The organism is bacterium Scap17 (assembly GCA_013376735.1).
Lineage (GTDB): Bacteria > Pseudomonadota > Gammaproteobacteria > Pseudomonadales > Halomonadaceae > Cobetia.
Genome location: VINJ01000001.1, coordinates 3342834 through 3358118, shown reverse-complemented (window position 1 = coordinate 3358118; position 15285 = coordinate 3342834). Strand labels below are relative to the sequence as shown.

Below are 15285 nucleotides of genomic sequence, written 5' to 3'. Positions count from 1 at the left end.
AGGGAGGCCGCCCATGAATGAGTCGATCATCCTGGTCATGGCCGCGGGGCAGAGTCGCCGCTTCGGCAGTGACAAGCGCCAGGCGCGTCTGGCGGATGGCCAGACACTGTTGATAGCGACGCTGTCGCGGGTCATGTCCTGTGAGGTGGACTGGCGTCTGCTACTGCGTGAGGACGATGATCCCGCCGCACTGCTGGGAGAGGCGTTCGCACGTGAGCATGCCGGGCGAATCTGGCGTGCGCCACAGGCGGGTAACGGACTCGGCGGGAGTCTCGGCGATGCCTTCCGTCAGCTCAGTGATGAGGCTGGATTGGCGCATGTGCAGGTGGCGGCGGTATGGCTGGCGGACATGGCGCAGATCACGGCGCAGACCTTTCATGCCCTTCAGGCCGAGGCCCAGGCAGATGGCGTGCATATCGTGCGACCGAGGCTTGAAGGCGAGGACAGCAGGCCCGGGCATCCGGTGCTGTTCGGGCGGACGCTGTGGGCAGAGCTTGCGGCGCTTGAGGGCGGTGAGGGCGCGCGTGAGGTGATCATGCGACATCGCGAGGCGCTGCGTCAGTTGGCAGTCGGTGATGTCGGTATCCATCACGACATCGACACGCCAGCGATGCTGAAGCTCAGAGGCTGAGACAGAAACTGAAACTGCAAGACGTCACGTGCGCTGGAAACAGGCCCTCCAGACAGCAAAAGGCCCCGTCACTTAATGGTGACGGGGCCTTTTGCTGTCTGCCTATCGCGTTACAGCGTACGCATATCCAGCAGCTTGATGCTCTGGATACGCGGCTCGCCCCAGCTCAGGTCGAGCACCCACTCGGCGTCGAAGTGCGTGTGCAGCACGCTGCCATCACGCATGGCGGCGCGGTGTTCACCCCCCATGCGCAGAGTGGCGCTGTCGAGGCTGTTGCGCTGTGCACGCACCCAGCCGAGTGCATGGCTATTGACCAGCAGCTCGCTGCGACGATGCTCCCAGTTGGCCAGGTACTCGCTGCCGGTCAGGGTTTCATCCAGCAGCTGGATGGAAGCCTCCTCGCCCAGCAGCTCCGCCAGTTCGATGGCAGGCGCCACGCGGTTGAGCATGGAGAACCAACGGTGCGCGAAGTTTTCGAGTTCGGCCTCGAGGGCCAGATCATTGAAGGTGTCGGCGTACATGGCACCTGCTCCCGAGTGGGTAAGATTGAGGGGGGATTATGCCGAGAGTCGTGAGCAGTAAATATGCCACGAACGGAATGGCAGTGTTGCCAACGGGGAGTCAATGCTTCAGCGGTTGCTGAAGCCACGACGCCCCGTGGCATCTTGCCGCTCTTGCCTTTTCGACGCTGAGGCCGTCAGTGAGCCTGGCGAGCAGACTCGGCATCGCTGTCCGGTGTGGCAGCGTCCTGATCCGACTCACGCTTCTCGACCAGGCGGCGGATACCGACATAGAACAGCGGTGTCAGCAGAAGGCCGAACACGGTGACACCGATCATGCCGGAGAATACCGCCACGCCCATTGCCTGACGCATCTCGCTGCCGGCACCGCTGGCGAGTACCAGCGGCACCACCCCGGCGGTGAAGGCTACCGACGTCATCAGGATAGGGCGCAGACGCAGGCGGCAGGCCGTCAGCACGGCGTCCAGGCGATTCTGGCCTTCATGCTGCTGCTCGCGAGCGAATTCGACCAGCAGGATGGCGTTCTTGCACGCCAGCGCCACCAGCACGATCAAGCCGATCCGCGTGAAGATGTTGTTGTCGCCTCCAGTCAGCCACACGCCGGCCAGCGCCGACAGCAGCGTCATCGGCACGATCAGGATGATCGCCAGCGGCAGCGACCAGCTCTCGTACTGGGCGGCCAGCACCAGGAATACCAGCAGCACCACCAGCGGGAAGATGTAGATCATGGTGTTGCCGGCCAGCACCTGCTGATAGGTCACCTCCGTCCACTCGTAGCCGATGCCCTGTGGCAGGTTGTCGGCCAGCACTTCCTCGATGGCGGCCTTGGCCTGATCACTGGAGACGCCCGGCGCCGGTGAGCCGTTGATGTCGGCACTGACGAAGGTGTTGTAGTGCATCACGCGGTCCGGGCCGGTGGTCGGTGTCACCTTGACGAAGCTGCCCAGCGGAATCATGCGGCCGTTGTCGCTTCGCACCTTGAGGTTGCGGATGTCATCCGGGTCGAGACGCGCCGACTGCTCGGCCTGGGCGCGTACCTGATAGGTACGCCCGAAGCGGTTGAAGTCATTGACGTACAGCGAGCCCATATAGACCTGCAGGGTTTCGAAGGCACGTTCCACCGGCACGCCCATAATCATCGCCTGCTCGCGATCCAGATCGATGTCGTACTGCGGCACCTGGATGCGGAAGCTGGAGTAGACGCTGCTCAGACGCGGGTCAGCGTTACCCTTGGCGGTGATGGTCTGCACGGCGGCGAACAGCTCATCGAAGCCCTTGTTGCCGCGGTCCTGCAGCTGCAACTTGAAGCCACCCGTGGTGCCCAGACCCAGAATCGGCGGTGGCGGGAAGACGGCGACGAAGGCCTCGTCGATACCGGCGAATTTCTGGTTCAGCTGGGCGGCGATCGCCTGACCGGAAAGCTCGGGCGACTGACGCTGATCGAAGTCTTCCAGGGTCGCGAACACGATGCCCGAGTTGGAGGCATTGACGAAGCCATTCACGGAGAGCCCCGGGAAGGCCACGGTGTGCGCCACGCCCGGTGTATCGAGTGCCAGCGCCTGCATCTCGTCGATGACCTCGGTGGTGCGATCGAGGCTGGCGGCGTCCGGCAGCTGGGCCATCGCGACCAGATACTGCTTGTCCTGCCCCGGAATGAAGCCGCCGGGCACGCTGTCAAACAGCTTGCCGGTGGCACCGAGCAGCGCCAGGTAGATCACGCCGACGATGACACCGAAGCGCAGAAGCTTCTTGATCAGGCCGGTATAGCCGTTGGCCATCGCATTGAAGGCACGGTTGAACGGCGCGAACAGCCAGCGACCGAACAGGCCGTCGATGACACGGGTCAGCCAGTCCGGCTTGCTGCCATGCGGCTTGAGCAGCAGGGCGGAGAGCGCCGGTGACAGCGTCAGCGAGTTGAAGGCCGAGATGAGCGTCGAGATGGTGATGGTCAGCGCGAACTGCTTGTAGAACTGACCACTCAATCCGCTGATGAAGGCCGTCGGCACGAATACCGCCGTCAGCACCAGCGCGATGGCAATGATCGGGCCGGTCACCTCGCGCATGGCGATCTGGGTCGCCTCGATGGGCGAGTGGCCCAGCTCGATGTTGCGCTCGACATTCTCCACCACCACGATGGCGTCATCGACGACGATACCGATGGCTAGCACCAGTCCGAACAGTGACAGCGTATTGATCGACACGCCCATCATCTGCATGACCGCAAAGGTTCCGATCAGCGAGACCGGCACCGCGATCAACGGAATGATCGAGGCACGCCAGGTCTGCAGGAACAGGATCACCACGATCACCACCAGCAGGATGGCCTCGAACAGGGTGTCGATGACCGCCTCGATGGAGCCACGCACGAAGACCGTCGGGTCATAGACGATGTCGTAGCTGACGCCATCCGGGAAGGCGTCGGACATCTCGCTCATGCGCTCACGTACGGAATCCGACAGTGCGATGGCATTTGACCCCGGACGCTGGAAGATCGGCATCGCCACGGCATCCTTGCCATCCAGCTGCGCGCGCAGCGAATAGCTGTCGGCGCCCAGTTCGACACGCGCGACATCCTTCAGGCGTGTCAGACGGCCGTCTTCATCGACACGGATGACGATGTTCTCGAATTCCTCGGTGCTTTCCAGACGGCCACGTACATTGAGAAGACGCTGGAACTGGTTGTCGTCAGGCGAGGGCTGAGCACCGACGGAGCCGGCGGCGACCTGCTGGTTCTGCGCACGCAGCGCACTGATCACGTCACCGGCAGACAGGCCTCGCGCCGCCACGGCGTCCGGGTCGAGCCAGACGCGCATCGAGTACTCGCCGGCACCGAACAACTGTACGTCGCCGACCCCCTCGAGACGGGCGAGATTGTCCTTGAGGTTCAGGCGCGCATAGTTGGACAGCCACAGCTGGTCATAGCGGCCATCCGGGGAGGTCAGGTGGACCACCATCGTCAGGTTGGGCGAGGCCTTCTCGGTGGTGATGCCGAGTTGCTGCACTTCCTGCGGCAGACGCGGCGTGGCGCGAGCCACGCGGTTCTGCACCTGGACCTGAGCCTTGTCCAGATCGGTGCCCAGCGCGAAGGTCGCGGTCAGGGTCAGATTGCCATCGGAGGTCGCCTGGGAATCCATGTACAGCATGCCTTCGACGCCAGTGATCTCCTGTTCCAGCGGCGTGGCCACGGTGGAGCCGATGACCTCCGGGTTGGCGCCCGGATAGTTGGCGCGCACCACCACGGTGGGTGGCACGACTTCGGGATACTCGGAGATGGGCAGCTTGACCAGCGACAGCAAGCCGCCGATGACGATCAGGATCGACAGCACCGCGGCGAAGACCGGGCGCTTGATGAAGAAACCGGAGATGTTCACGAACGACCTCCGGCTGCCTGACGGTCAGCCTCGGCGAGAGTCGCGGCCTTCTGGTCGTTGTCCTGGTTCAGCTGGCGGGCAGCTTGCTCCCCCTGCAGGCGGGAGACACGCGCCGCCAGTGACTTGAGGGCGCCGCCATCCTTGATGTCGACCAGCTTGGGGCTGATCGGCATGCCCGGACCTGCCTTGGCGGGGCCAGCCGCCAGCACGCGGTCACCGGCGGCCAGGCCATCGGTCACGGCGCGCAGCGGGCCGAAGCGCGGACCGGTGCTGATGCCACGGTAGGCGAGGGTGTCGTTCTCATCGACCACCAGGACGAACTGACGGTCCAGGTCGGTGCCGATGGCGCGTTCCGGAATCAGTACGGCATCTCGGATCTCGGGTGAGGCGATACGCAGGCGCGCGAAGGCACCCGGACGCAGAGCGGGATCATCGGCATTGAAGGTGGTGCCGATGCGCAGGGTGCCGGTATCGATGTCGACACTGTTGTCGATGAAGTCGAGCTCACCGTGGAAGGGGAAGTCTTCCTGTCCGGCCAGCTGCAGTTCCACCGGCAGGTGGTCCTCGGCGGTGACATGCGCGAAGTCCTTGTTCCAGGTCAGCTCGCTGATGTCGATATAGGCGTCCAGCTGACGGGTCTCGACCAGCGTGGTCAACACGCTTTCCCCCGCCTGTACCGTGTTGCCACGCGTGATGCGCGCATTGGACAGGCGGCCGTCGATCGGGGCGCGGATGGTGGCGTAGTCCAGATTCAGGCGCGCACGCTCCAGCTGAGCGATGGCACCCTTTAGTTGAGCGTTCAGACCGGTGGCATTGGTGCTGCGCGAATCGGCCTCCTCGCGGGAGATCAGGTTGCGCTTGACCAGGCTGGCGGCACGACCGGACTCGCTGCGCGCGTTGGCCAGTTCGGCCTTGAAGCGCGCGACATCGGCTTCCAGTCGCTCGACCTCAGCCTTGAAGGGGCGCTGATCAAGACGTACCAGCGGCGTGCCGGCGCTTACTTGGCTGCCTTCGGTGAACAGCACTTCTTCGACTTCGCCGCTCACGCGTGGGCGCAGTTGTACGCGCTGGGGAGATTCCAGGCGCGTGGTGTAGGTGTGCCAGGCCGCCACCGGCTGCGAGATGGCAGCGACGACTTCCATCGTGGGGGGCGTCTGTTGCGCGCTGTCGTTCGCTTCACCACTGCCTTCACTGCAGGCGCTGAGCGTCAGCAGGCCGCCGAGGGTCAGCAGCAGGGAAGAAGCGATACGAGAAAGGCGCGCCGGACGTGAGTTCAGTCTCGACATGGGAATCTACCGTTGCAGAAAGAGTTGCAAGGCATCCTAGAGAGACTGCGCATTATCGATAAGTCCCATCAGACACACTGCTTTGATGCTGAAATTGCACCAATTGTGCAGATGGCGGTGATTCAACGCGCAATGTTGAGTGCCAGTACGGGACATTCTGCGCCCGTGGTGATGGCGCAGGGGGGCGTCTGTCCGTTTCCCGGCACTGGCGTGATGCGACAAGCCCCGCGGCCTGAGGCTTGCGGGGCTTGTCGTCTTGCCTGTCACCTGTATCAGTCAGCACTCATATCATGAGCCTGTCAGGGAGCGTTTACTGCTTCTCGCCGAAGTACTTGGTATGGATGGTGTCGTAGGTGCCATCGGCCTTCAGCTCGGCCAGGGCACCGTTGATCAGCTCGGCCAGGTCCTTGTCACGCTTGCGCATGGCGATACCGAAGCCGTCGCCGAAGTATTTCTTGGGCTCGGTGACCACTTCACCCACGGCCTTGTAGTTGCCGTTGCCGCCGTCGATCAGGGTGGACTTGCCGACCGGGAAATCGAGGAAGGCGATATCGAGGCGACCCGCGTCCATGTCCAGCACCAGGTCATCGGCGGTGGTGTAGCGCTTGACCTCGGCATTCTTGCCATAGAGATCAGTGACGTAGTTGTCCTGCAGGGTACCGCGCTGCACGCCGATGGCCTTGCCGGCCAGGGCCTCGGTGGAGGTGGCGCTCAGCTCGCTGTCGGACGGGGCGAACCAGGCGGACGGCGGGGTGATGTAGGTGTCGGAGAACAGCACCTTCTCGCGGCGTTCCTCATTGATGGTCATCGAGGACATGATGGCGTCGTACTTGCGCGCCATCAGGCCGGGAATGATGCCGTCCCACGCCTGGATGACCCACTCGCAGTCGCGGTTGATCTTCGCGCAGATGGCATTGCCCAGTTCGATATCGAAACCGGTCAGCTCACCGTCGGGTGTCTTGTACTCCATCGGCTCGTAGGGCACATCGACGCCGATGCGCAGCGATTCGGCCGCCTGAGCGCCACCGGCCATCAATGCTGCACCCAGCAGGGAGATTCCCAGAAGCTTCTTCATGTCAGTCCCATCCATCATTGTTGTTGGTCATACTGGCTGATCAGTGGCATCACACACTCCCTCCTGAACACCAGTCGTCTGAGTCGGGAACATAAGGGGGGTGTCATGCCAGTGGCTCCACACTAGCCCAGACCGAGGCTGTGGTGAAGAGGGTCAATGGACAAATTCAAACGGTCGTTAAACGAGATGAATTCCTGCCGTTATCTCCTGATATGAAAAAAGCGCCCTCCAAAGGGCGCTTTTGACGTTCAGCTTAATGGTTTCAAGTGTGCCAGCAGGCGTTTCTCCAATTGCCGGAATATGGCAATGATGGCGAAGGTCAGACACAGGTAGATGGCGGCGACGAACAGGAAGGCCTCGAAGGGCGCGTAGAAGCGTGCGTAGATGTCACGCGCGGCACCGGTGAGGTCCAGCAGCGTCACCACACTGCAGATGGCACTGGCATGCAGCATGAAGATGACTTCATTGCCGTAGGCCGGTAGTGCCCGACGGAAGGCACTGGGCAGAATGATGCGACGCATCATCTTGCCGCGTGACATGCCGTAGGCGCGGGCGGCTTCCATCTCGCCCTTGGGGGTCGACTGGATGGCACCGTGGAAGATCTCGGTGGTGTAGGCTGCGGTATTGAGCACGAAGGCCAGCAGCGCCGGCACGAAGGGATCACGGAAGTAATCCCATAGCCAGGTCTCCTGGATGCTGGGCACATGCACGCTGGTCACGCCCAGCGAGATGTCGAAGCCATCGAAGAACACTACGCCGTAGTAGATCAGATAGAGCTGGATCAGCAGCGGCGTGCCACGGAAGACATAGGTGTAGAGATAGACCGGCATCTTCACCCAGCGACGGCGCGAACCGCGCATGATCGCCAGCGGTACGGCCAGTATCAGGCCGATGAGCAGCGCCAGACACACCAGCTGTACGGTGGTGACCAGCCCTTCCCAATAGTGCCAGAGAGTGGTCGCGGTGAAGATGTAGTTGTCGCTCAGCGCATCCTCGAGCATCCGACCCAGCTGGGCGATGACGCCTGAGGAGCCTGCCTCATTCAGTTGTTCCATGCGCTGGCCTCCCCGAATCCGGCGTTATAGCGCTGCTTGAGACGTGCCAGCCCCCACTCGGACACGGTGGCGATCAGCAGATAGCCTGCCGCGACCGGCAACAGAAAGGTGAAGGGCTCGTGGGTCGCCTTGGCGGCCTCACTGGCGACACGCACCATGTCGACCAGCCCGATCACCGACACCAGGGCGGTGGTCTTGAGCAGTACCATCCAGTTGTTGCCCAGCCCCGGCAGGGCGTGACGCATCATCAACGGGAAGCGAATTCGCTTGAAGACCTTCCAGTTGCTCATGCCATAGGCCCGCCCGGCTTCGATCTGACCGGCATCCACCGCCATGAAGGCGCCACGGAAGGTTTCGCCCATGTAGGCACCGAAGATGAAGCCGATGGTGACGACGCCGGCAGTGAACTCATCGACATTGACGAAGACGTCGATGTCGTAGCTGTCGTACAGCCAGTCGGTGACCATGTTGATGCCGATCTGGCCGCCGAAGAACAGCAGCAGCATCAGCACGATGTCCGGTACGCCGCGGATGATGGTGGTATAGAGCATCGCGAGCCAGCGCAGAGGTGTGGAGCGCGACATCTTGGCCGTCGCCGTCAATAGCCCCAGCGCGATGGCCAGCAGCTGGGCCAGCACGGCCAGCTGCACCGTGACCCAGGCACCTTCCAGCAGGCTGGGCCCGTAGCCTTGTAGGTCAATCATGGGAAATCTCCCGTGAAGCGCCGAATAACCCGTTCAGCGGCTTACTGGTGGTTGTCGGACGCGGTGGCGGCGCTGGCGAAGTACTTGTCGTTGAGACGCTTGAGCGTGCCATCGGCCTTGAGCGCTTCCAGGGCACCATCGATGGCCTTCTTGAGGTCGCGGTCGCGCTTTTTCATGGCGATGCCGAAGCCGTCGCCGAAGTACTTCTTCGGCTCGCTGATGGCGCTGCCGGTGTTGACGAAGTTGCCGTCATTGGCGTTGACCAGGGTGTCCTGACCGACCGGCAGGTCCAGGAAGGCGACATCGACGCGGCCGCTGTCCATGTCCAGCGCCAGGTCATCGAGCTTGGTGTAGCGGCGCACTTCTGCCGTACGGCCGTAGAGGTCGGTGACGTAGTGATCCTGCAGGTTGCCGCGTTGCACCCCGATCACCTTGCCCTCGAGAGCCTCGGCATCGAGGCTGTCCGCGCCCGCCAGCGGGCTGTCCGCCTTGACGAACCAGCCGGACGGCGGCGTGAAGTAGGGTTCGGAGAACAGCACCTGACGCTCACGCTCCGGATTGATGGTCAGCGCCGACATGATGACGTCGTACTTGCGCGCCATCAGGCCCGGGATGATGCCGTCGAAGTCCTGCTCGGTCCATTCGCAGTGAGTGGCGAGCTGGGCGCAGATGGCGTTGCCCAGTTCGATCTCGAAGCCGGTCAGCTCACCGCTGGGCAGCTTGTAGCCGAAGGGCGCGTAGGGCACGTCGATGCCCAGGCGCAGCGGGTCCGGCACATCGGCCGCCTGAACGGCGCTGGTGGTGATGGCGAAGCTGGAGAGACCGAGGGTGAGGCCCAGCAGGGCACGTGTCGCGAACTGTTTCATTGCTTGTCATTCCTGAAGTCTTGGACACCTCGAGGCCTTTCGTTGGCGTGGCGCTCGCGGTGCTGAATCATGTGCCGGTCACGGGATCACCGTGCCGGATCTGCCACAGGCCGAGCGGTTGGCTCAGCGATGGGCCAAGGGCCATTCATCAGTACTGCTGATCAGGGCTGCTGATCAGGGCGCTTTCTCAGTACTTGGGCGCCAGGAACTGCTTGAGGCGCTCCGACTGGGGATTGCCCAGCACGTCTTCCGGCTTGCCGGCTTCCTCGACCAGTCCCTGATGCAGGTAGACCACCTGGCTCGAGACATCCCGCGCAAAGCTCATCTCGTGGGTCACCACCACCATGGTGCGGCCTTCCTCGGCCAGGTCACGCATGACCTTGAGCACGTCACCGACCAGTTCCGGGTCGAGGGCCGAGGTCGGCTCGTCGAACAGCATCACCTCCGGCTCCATCGCCAGCGCGCGCGCGATGGCGCCGCGCTGCTGCTGGCCACCGGACATCTGCGCCGGATAGTAGTCGGCGCGCTCGAGCAGGCCGACGCGGTCTAGCAGACTGCGTGCGTGGGCGATGGCTTCCTTCTTCGGCTTGCCGAGCACGTGGATCGGCGCCTCGATGACATTTTCCAGCAGCGTCATGTGCGACCACAGATTGAAGCCCTGAAACACCATCGACAGGCGCGCGCGCATGCGCTCGACCTGACGCCAGTCCATCGGTTCACGGCCACGGCGGCTTTCCTTGAAGCCGATCTGTTCGCCATGCACGAAGATGTCGCCACCGTCCGGCTGCTCCAGCAGGTTCATGCAGCGCAGAAAGGTGCTCTTGCCGGAACCGGACGCACCGATCAGGGTGATGACATCACCCTTGTGTGCTTGCAGCGACAAGCCCTTGAGCACCTGATTGGTGCCGAAGGACTTGGTGATGTTGCGGACCTCGAGAGGCAGCGCGTCGCTGCTCGGGCTCTCGGCCACGGAAGATCTCATGGTCATGCAGTTACTCCAATCCGGACGTTGCCAGCCCTGGGGGGCAATGACACGCCACGAGTCCGCCGCGGGGCGGTCGGGCTCGGGATACAGGTTCGTTGCCGACATGGCACGGCTGCCTGGCACTGCCTTCACTGCCACTCGCTGACTTGCGCGACGCAGACGTGGTGAGGCGGCAAGGCGTGGCATGGGAGGAGTGGCGGAGAATGCCGTCAGGGGCATGGCCAGTTCCTCACGATCAGTCCGATTGATCGTCGTTCTCGCTGCCAGTGACCGTCTACAACAGGCCAAGAATGCCTGTGCTTGCATGTCGTGGACGGGAAAGGGGGCCGATTCTACCAGCTCAACGCAGGGTTCACCGCTATCTGGCGTGGAGGAATATTACGACTTTGGTGGAGCGTGCAAGGACGCACGTGGATGCCGTCCGGCAGTGGGGGAGGAGTCTTCATGATCAAGGTCGCCTGTTGTCGTTGTAGTCAAGGCTTTCGTCAGTGCAATCGCGCCGTCGTGCTGCGCCCTGCGGGGAGTGGGAGGGCAGAAAGCCGGCGCTTGTTGTTCAGTGTCTGGGGACTCAGCCTGTCGGTGTCGAACTCTCGGCCAGTAGCAGGGCGGCGCGGGCGCCTATCTCCACCTTCGCGTTGGGGAAGACCACCCGCAGTGGCGTATCGCCGATGATGCAGGGGCCAGCAGCGGCGTCTTCGGCCACCACGCTACCGGGAGCGAAGGCAGTGAAGTTGGCGACATCCTCGCTGAAGCACAGCGTGAAGTCGGCTGACTGACGCATCAATTCCACTTCCACCGTGAAGTAGTCGATGGCCTCCGGGTCCGCTTCGGCGGGCGCCGTGCCGGTCGCCAGTGCCGCGAGCAGGGCTTTCATCGGCGCGAGCGCCGCCATGTCGTTGGCGCCGAACGGGCGTACCTGGCCCAGTTCCAGCGTGAAGGCGTCGGCATCATGGTAGTGGCGCGAATAGTGCGAGAAGGTCCAGCTGTGTTGATGCTGGTGCAGCACGGCCTGGATGCCGGCGGCGCTCAATATCGGCCACTGCGCTGCGCTGATGGCATCGCCATCACTGAAGGGCACCACCGCGAAGCGCGGATAGAGGCTGTCGCGGATGGCGGTGTGCATGTCGTAGTGCAGACGGCGCGTGCCCTCGGTCAGCGGGAAGCGAGCATAGAAGGTGTCCACGGCCGCCATCAGCTGACGCGCGCGCGCCGGCTCATCATCCGACGGGCAGTCGTTGGCCGTGACGCTGTCCTCGGCGCGCTTGAGCAGCCGATTGAGATTGGTGGTGATGAAGCGCTCGCCACTGCGGATGGCGGGCAGGTTGCCCAGAATCAGCAGCAGTGGCGCCCCGACGATCAGATGACCGCTCTCCAGGCCTGCGATCAGTTCACCGAGCAGTTCGATGGGGGCGGTCTCGTTGCCGTGGATGCCGGCGGAGATCACGCACGGGCGCGCCTCGGGCCCCATGACGTCGGGGGTGATCTCCAGCACGCCGGGCGCGACGATCTCATAGCGGCCGCCGGGAATACGGCCCATGCCACGGGCGCTGGCGTGGCCTTCGAGTGTCAGGTCTAGCCAGTCGGCAATCACGAGGCAGTCGGCTCCTGGCGGACATTGGTGGATTCGAAGATCTTGTCGGCGCTGGCGGCCACGAAGCCCTGATACAGCTCGCCATCGGCATCGGGGTAGCGGCGCGCGAACTCGTAGTAGCAGGTGGAGATCTCATGCTCCTCGCCACCGGCGAAGGTGAAGGTCTGGCGGTCAGCAAGGGTGGAGGCCTGCTCCAGCAGCACCTCGGGCGAGCCCTTGATGTGTCCTCCGGCCGGATTGATGCCAAGGCCAAGCGCCTCGACACGCGCCAGCACCTTGTCGAGGGTGTCGTGACGTTCGAGCGCGTTGACGCTGATGGTGAAGTGGTTGGCGCGCAGGCCGATGATCGATAGCCAGGCGGCATATTCGCTCTCTTCCATCAGACGCTGATACTGCTCGAAGCTGGGCGCCTTCCACAGGCGGCCCGACCACAGCACGGAGGGCTGGGTGGCGGCATCCGGCGAGATCTGGCTGACCAGGCCATCGATGATCGCCTGGGCGCGCTCGGATAGCTCGTGGCATTTCAGCTCGGAGAGAAAGACGCGCGGCATGTCGGGAGATGGCGGTAGATAGCCGAAGGCGCGCAGTTTCTTCTCGCGGAAATCATAGGGTGCGAAGCGGGTGTAGCCCAGCGCCAGCAGGTGAGGCTCCAGCGCGCTCAGGGTGATCGGCCCGCGATCGAAGGTGCGGAAGGCGACGTGGTCGTTGACGATGGTCTCGCCGTCAGCGATGAAGGCATCCTGGATCTTTTGGGCCTGGGGCGTCATGGCGACGTAGTCATCCCACAGGGCGCTGAAGAACTGCTGGATATCCATGGCACGGGCTCCCTCTGAACTGAGTTGCCCAGTGCAGCGAGGCGTCACTGGCACTGGGCGACAGCATCAAACGATTGGCATCAGGGCAGCGCACTCGGCGAGGCGCTACCCCGGAAGATTGTCAGCTCACCATTGGCGAGCCACGCGCGCGTGACAAGAGGCGAGGTCGGTTGGATGAAAGCGGCTGTCCGCACCATATAAACGTCACGCGCCGGTTTAGACCTTGGTGTCAGGCCTTGGTGTCAGGCCTTGGGCCCTGGGACCGGGTTCGGTGTCAGCGACCGGAGTCAGCGTTCGGTGTCATCAGGAGAAGGGCAGGCATCGCCCTGCTCGACCTTGATCAGCGCGTCGGTGGCGAAGCCCAGCTCGGCGGCCTGATCGACCAGCGCCTGATAGGTGTCGTCATCCAGCTGTGGCTCACGTGCCAGTATCCACAGGTAGTCGCGATCGGCACCGGCCACCAGCGACCACTGATAGTCCTCATCCAGCGCCAGCACGTTGTAGCCGCCATAGAAGGGGCCGAAGAAGCTGACCTTGAGGGCCGCCGTCTCGCTGCCCTGAGTGAAGTAGGCGCGACCTTCGGCCTGACTCCATTGCCCTTGCTCGGCATTGTAGCCGCGATTGATGACGCGCACGCCGCCGTCCTCGCGGGGCGAGTAATCAGCGCTGACGCAGCTCAAGCCCTCCTCGAAGCCATTGGGCAGGCGGGCGATCTCGCGCCATTCACCGTAGTAACGTTCGAGCTCGAAACCCTCGACGGGCTGGGTGCCAGAGGGGACTCCGGCGCAGCCGCCGAGAAGGCCGAGACCGATGAGAGAGAAGGCAAGATGCGGCAGGCGTGTCATTGGCAGGCTCCATGCGCCAGGACGCCCCGTTGATGAGTCGTGGGGCGTCCTGGCGTGATGCGGGTCATGAGAAAAGGACGAGATGGCATCCTTGTCTCATTGGGGCGTCTGCCGCTGTCTCAAGAGGGAGGGGGCTCGGCGACATGCTTGAGGCGTCGAGCGTCGATCGTCACAGTACCAGGCGGAGCGGATTGCCGGTGACGACGACGCCCCGACCGCGTTGCTTGGCCTCGTACATGGCGCTGTCGGCGCGCGCGATGACCGTTTCCGGCGTGGCGCCCGAAAAGGGGAACAGGCTGATGCCGATGCTGGCGCTGACGGCGATGATCAGCGGCTCGCCATCGACTTCCAGCGTGATGGGGCGGCTGATGGCGTCGATCAGACGTTCCGCCAGCTGCTCCGGGCCCTTGCGGCAGTTGCCCTCACGGCTGATCAGCACCAGAAACTCATCGCCCCCCAGGCGGCCGACGATATCGTTGCCGCGCAAGGTGTTGCCCAGGCGCTCGCCGGTGATGCGCAGCACCTCATCGCCGATGGCATGGCCGTGGCGGTCATTGACGGGCTTGAAGCCATCGAGGTCGATGAACAACGCGGCCTGCACGGTGCCGGGGGTCTGGATGTCGAGTATCTGGTCGAGGCGTGTCAGCAGGGCGCGCCGGTTGAGCAGCCCGGTGAGTGAGTCGCACATCGCATGGTCGCGCAGATCGTCCCGCTCACCGGTGATATGGCATTCATGCAGGAAGAGTTGTCGGCTCTGGCGCTCGCGCGAGTAGGCGCTCATGCCCGCCAGCAGATTGGCGGCCATCATGAAGAAAATCTCGTTGGCTTCCACCAGTACATGGGAGCCATGATGCATCAGCGCGCAGCTGGCGGTGCAGCCCATCCATATCAGCAGGCCGCAAGCCATGGCATAGATGAACTGCAGTCCCAGCAGAGTGTAGGTCCAGAAGACCAGTAGCAACAGAGTGACGAAATAGACCGGGAAATTACCATGCTCGTCGGCGTGGCTGTCTTCTGGATGTTCTCCGGCATGGTCGTCCACCAGGTGCCCACCAGCGTGGCTGTCTCCCTGAAATTCTCCAGCATGACCACCCACCAGGTGCTCACCGGCATGGCCATCTCCCAGATGGAACATCGCCAGCGTCCCCAGCGCTGCTACCAGTGAGGCGAGGCACAGGATGCCGTTGACGTGGTGTCTGAAGCGCGGGAGGCGTGACAGCAGAAACAGGCTCAGCACGCTGACCAGAATACCGGCGCGTAGCAGCAGAAAGGGCTCGTAGTGCTCGTCCATGCTGATCTCGATCAGCGCATAGGAGGCGAACAGCAGACAGCTCAGCGGGATGGTGATCCGGCTGAGCTTGTGTGAGGTCTCGATCTGTCGACGACGATAGCGTCGTTCCAGGGTGTCATCCGCAAAGCAGAGTGTCATGGGATTCATGGGGCGATACCTGAGTTGCCAGACTCTCAGGATGCCACTGCCTTGCGTGGTATGCCCTGGAGGAACCGCCGCAACCCTTGCGTGCGGTTCAACGCTATTTCA

Annotated in this window: 13 protein-coding genes; 1 reads left to right on the top strand and 12 read right to left on the bottom strand. The window is 63.2% G+C overall.

What is annotated here, in order from left to right; translation table 11 throughout:
- Positions 1-13: 13 nt before the first annotated feature.
- On the top strand, positions 14-631 hold the full coding sequence (locus tag FLM52_14210; protein NVN56921.1) for a nucleotidyltransferase family protein: 618 nt from the start codon (positions 14-16) through the stop codon (positions 629-631).
- A 110-nt stretch (positions 632-741) separates the two neighbouring features.
- On the opposite strand, the gene FLM52_14205 is transcribed toward FLM52_14210, so the two are convergent.
- From FLM52_14205 to FLM52_14150, 12 genes are all read right to left on the bottom strand, one after another.
- Positions 742-1152 carry a hypothetical protein gene (locus tag FLM52_14205; protein NVN56920.1) on the bottom strand — a complete coding sequence of 137 codons (411 nt, stop codon included), beginning with the start codon at positions 1150-1152 and terminating at the stop codon, positions 742-744.
- A gap of 176 nt (positions 1153-1328) precedes the next feature.
- Positions 1329-4523, bottom strand: a complete 3195-nt coding sequence (locus FLM52_14200) for an efflux RND transporter permease subunit (protein NVN56919.1) — start codon at positions 4521-4523, stop codon at positions 1329-1331.
- The gene (locus FLM52_14195) at positions 4520-5809 is read right to left on the bottom strand and encodes an efflux RND transporter periplasmic adaptor subunit (GenBank protein ID NVN56918.1); all 1290 of its coding nucleotides are present in this window, start codon (positions 5807-5809) and stop codon (positions 4520-4522) included. Before FLM52_14195 ends, FLM52_14200 begins: the two co-directional genes overlap by 4 nt.
- Before the next feature lie 310 nt (positions 5810-6119).
- Positions 6120-6884, bottom strand: coding sequence for a transporter substrate-binding domain-containing protein (locus tag FLM52_14190; GenBank protein NVN56917.1), 765 nt, complete (start codon positions 6882-6884; stop codon positions 6120-6122).
- 248 nt (positions 6885-7132) lie between these two features.
- On the bottom strand, positions 7133-7885 hold the full coding sequence (locus FLM52_14185; protein ID NVN56916.1) for an ABC transporter permease: 753 nt from the start codon (positions 7883-7885) through the stop codon (positions 7133-7135).
- A 41-nt stretch (positions 7886-7926) separates the two neighbouring features.
- On the bottom strand, positions 7927-8643 hold the full coding sequence (locus tag FLM52_14180; protein NVN56915.1) for an ABC transporter permease: 717 nt from the start codon (positions 8641-8643) through the stop codon (positions 7927-7929).
- 41 nt (positions 8644-8684) lie between these two features.
- Positions 8685-9509, bottom strand: coding sequence for a transporter substrate-binding domain-containing protein (locus FLM52_14175; GenBank protein NVN56914.1), 825 nt, complete (start codon positions 9507-9509; stop codon positions 8685-8687).
- A 187-nt stretch (positions 9510-9696) separates the two neighbouring features.
- Positions 9697-10479 carry an ATP-binding cassette domain-containing protein gene (locus tag FLM52_14170; GenBank protein NVN56913.1) on the bottom strand — a complete coding sequence of 261 codons (783 nt, stop codon included), beginning with the start codon at positions 10477-10479 and terminating at the stop codon, positions 9697-9699.
- 583 nt (positions 10480-11062) lie between these two features.
- Positions 11063-12085, bottom strand: coding sequence for a succinylglutamate desuccinylase (locus FLM52_14165; protein ID NVN56912.1), 1023 nt, complete (start codon positions 12083-12085; stop codon positions 11063-11065).
- Positions 12082-12900, bottom strand: a complete 819-nt coding sequence (locus FLM52_14160) for a DUF1338 domain-containing protein (protein NVN56911.1) — start codon at positions 12898-12900, stop codon at positions 12082-12084. Before FLM52_14160 ends, FLM52_14165 begins: the two co-directional genes overlap by 4 nt.
- A 287-nt stretch (positions 12901-13187) precedes the next feature.
- Positions 13188-13745 (bottom strand): lipocalin, encoded by a 558-nt coding sequence (locus FLM52_14155; protein NVN56910.1) that lies wholly within the window; start codon positions 13743-13745, stop codon positions 13188-13190.
- A gap of 169 nt (positions 13746-13914) precedes the next feature.
- Positions 13915-15183: a GGDEF domain-containing protein gene (locus tag FLM52_14150; GenBank protein NVN56909.1), complete on the bottom strand. Its 1269-nt coding sequence runs from the start codon at positions 15181-15183 to the stop codon at positions 13915-13917.
- Positions 15184-15285 lie beyond the last annotated feature (102 nt).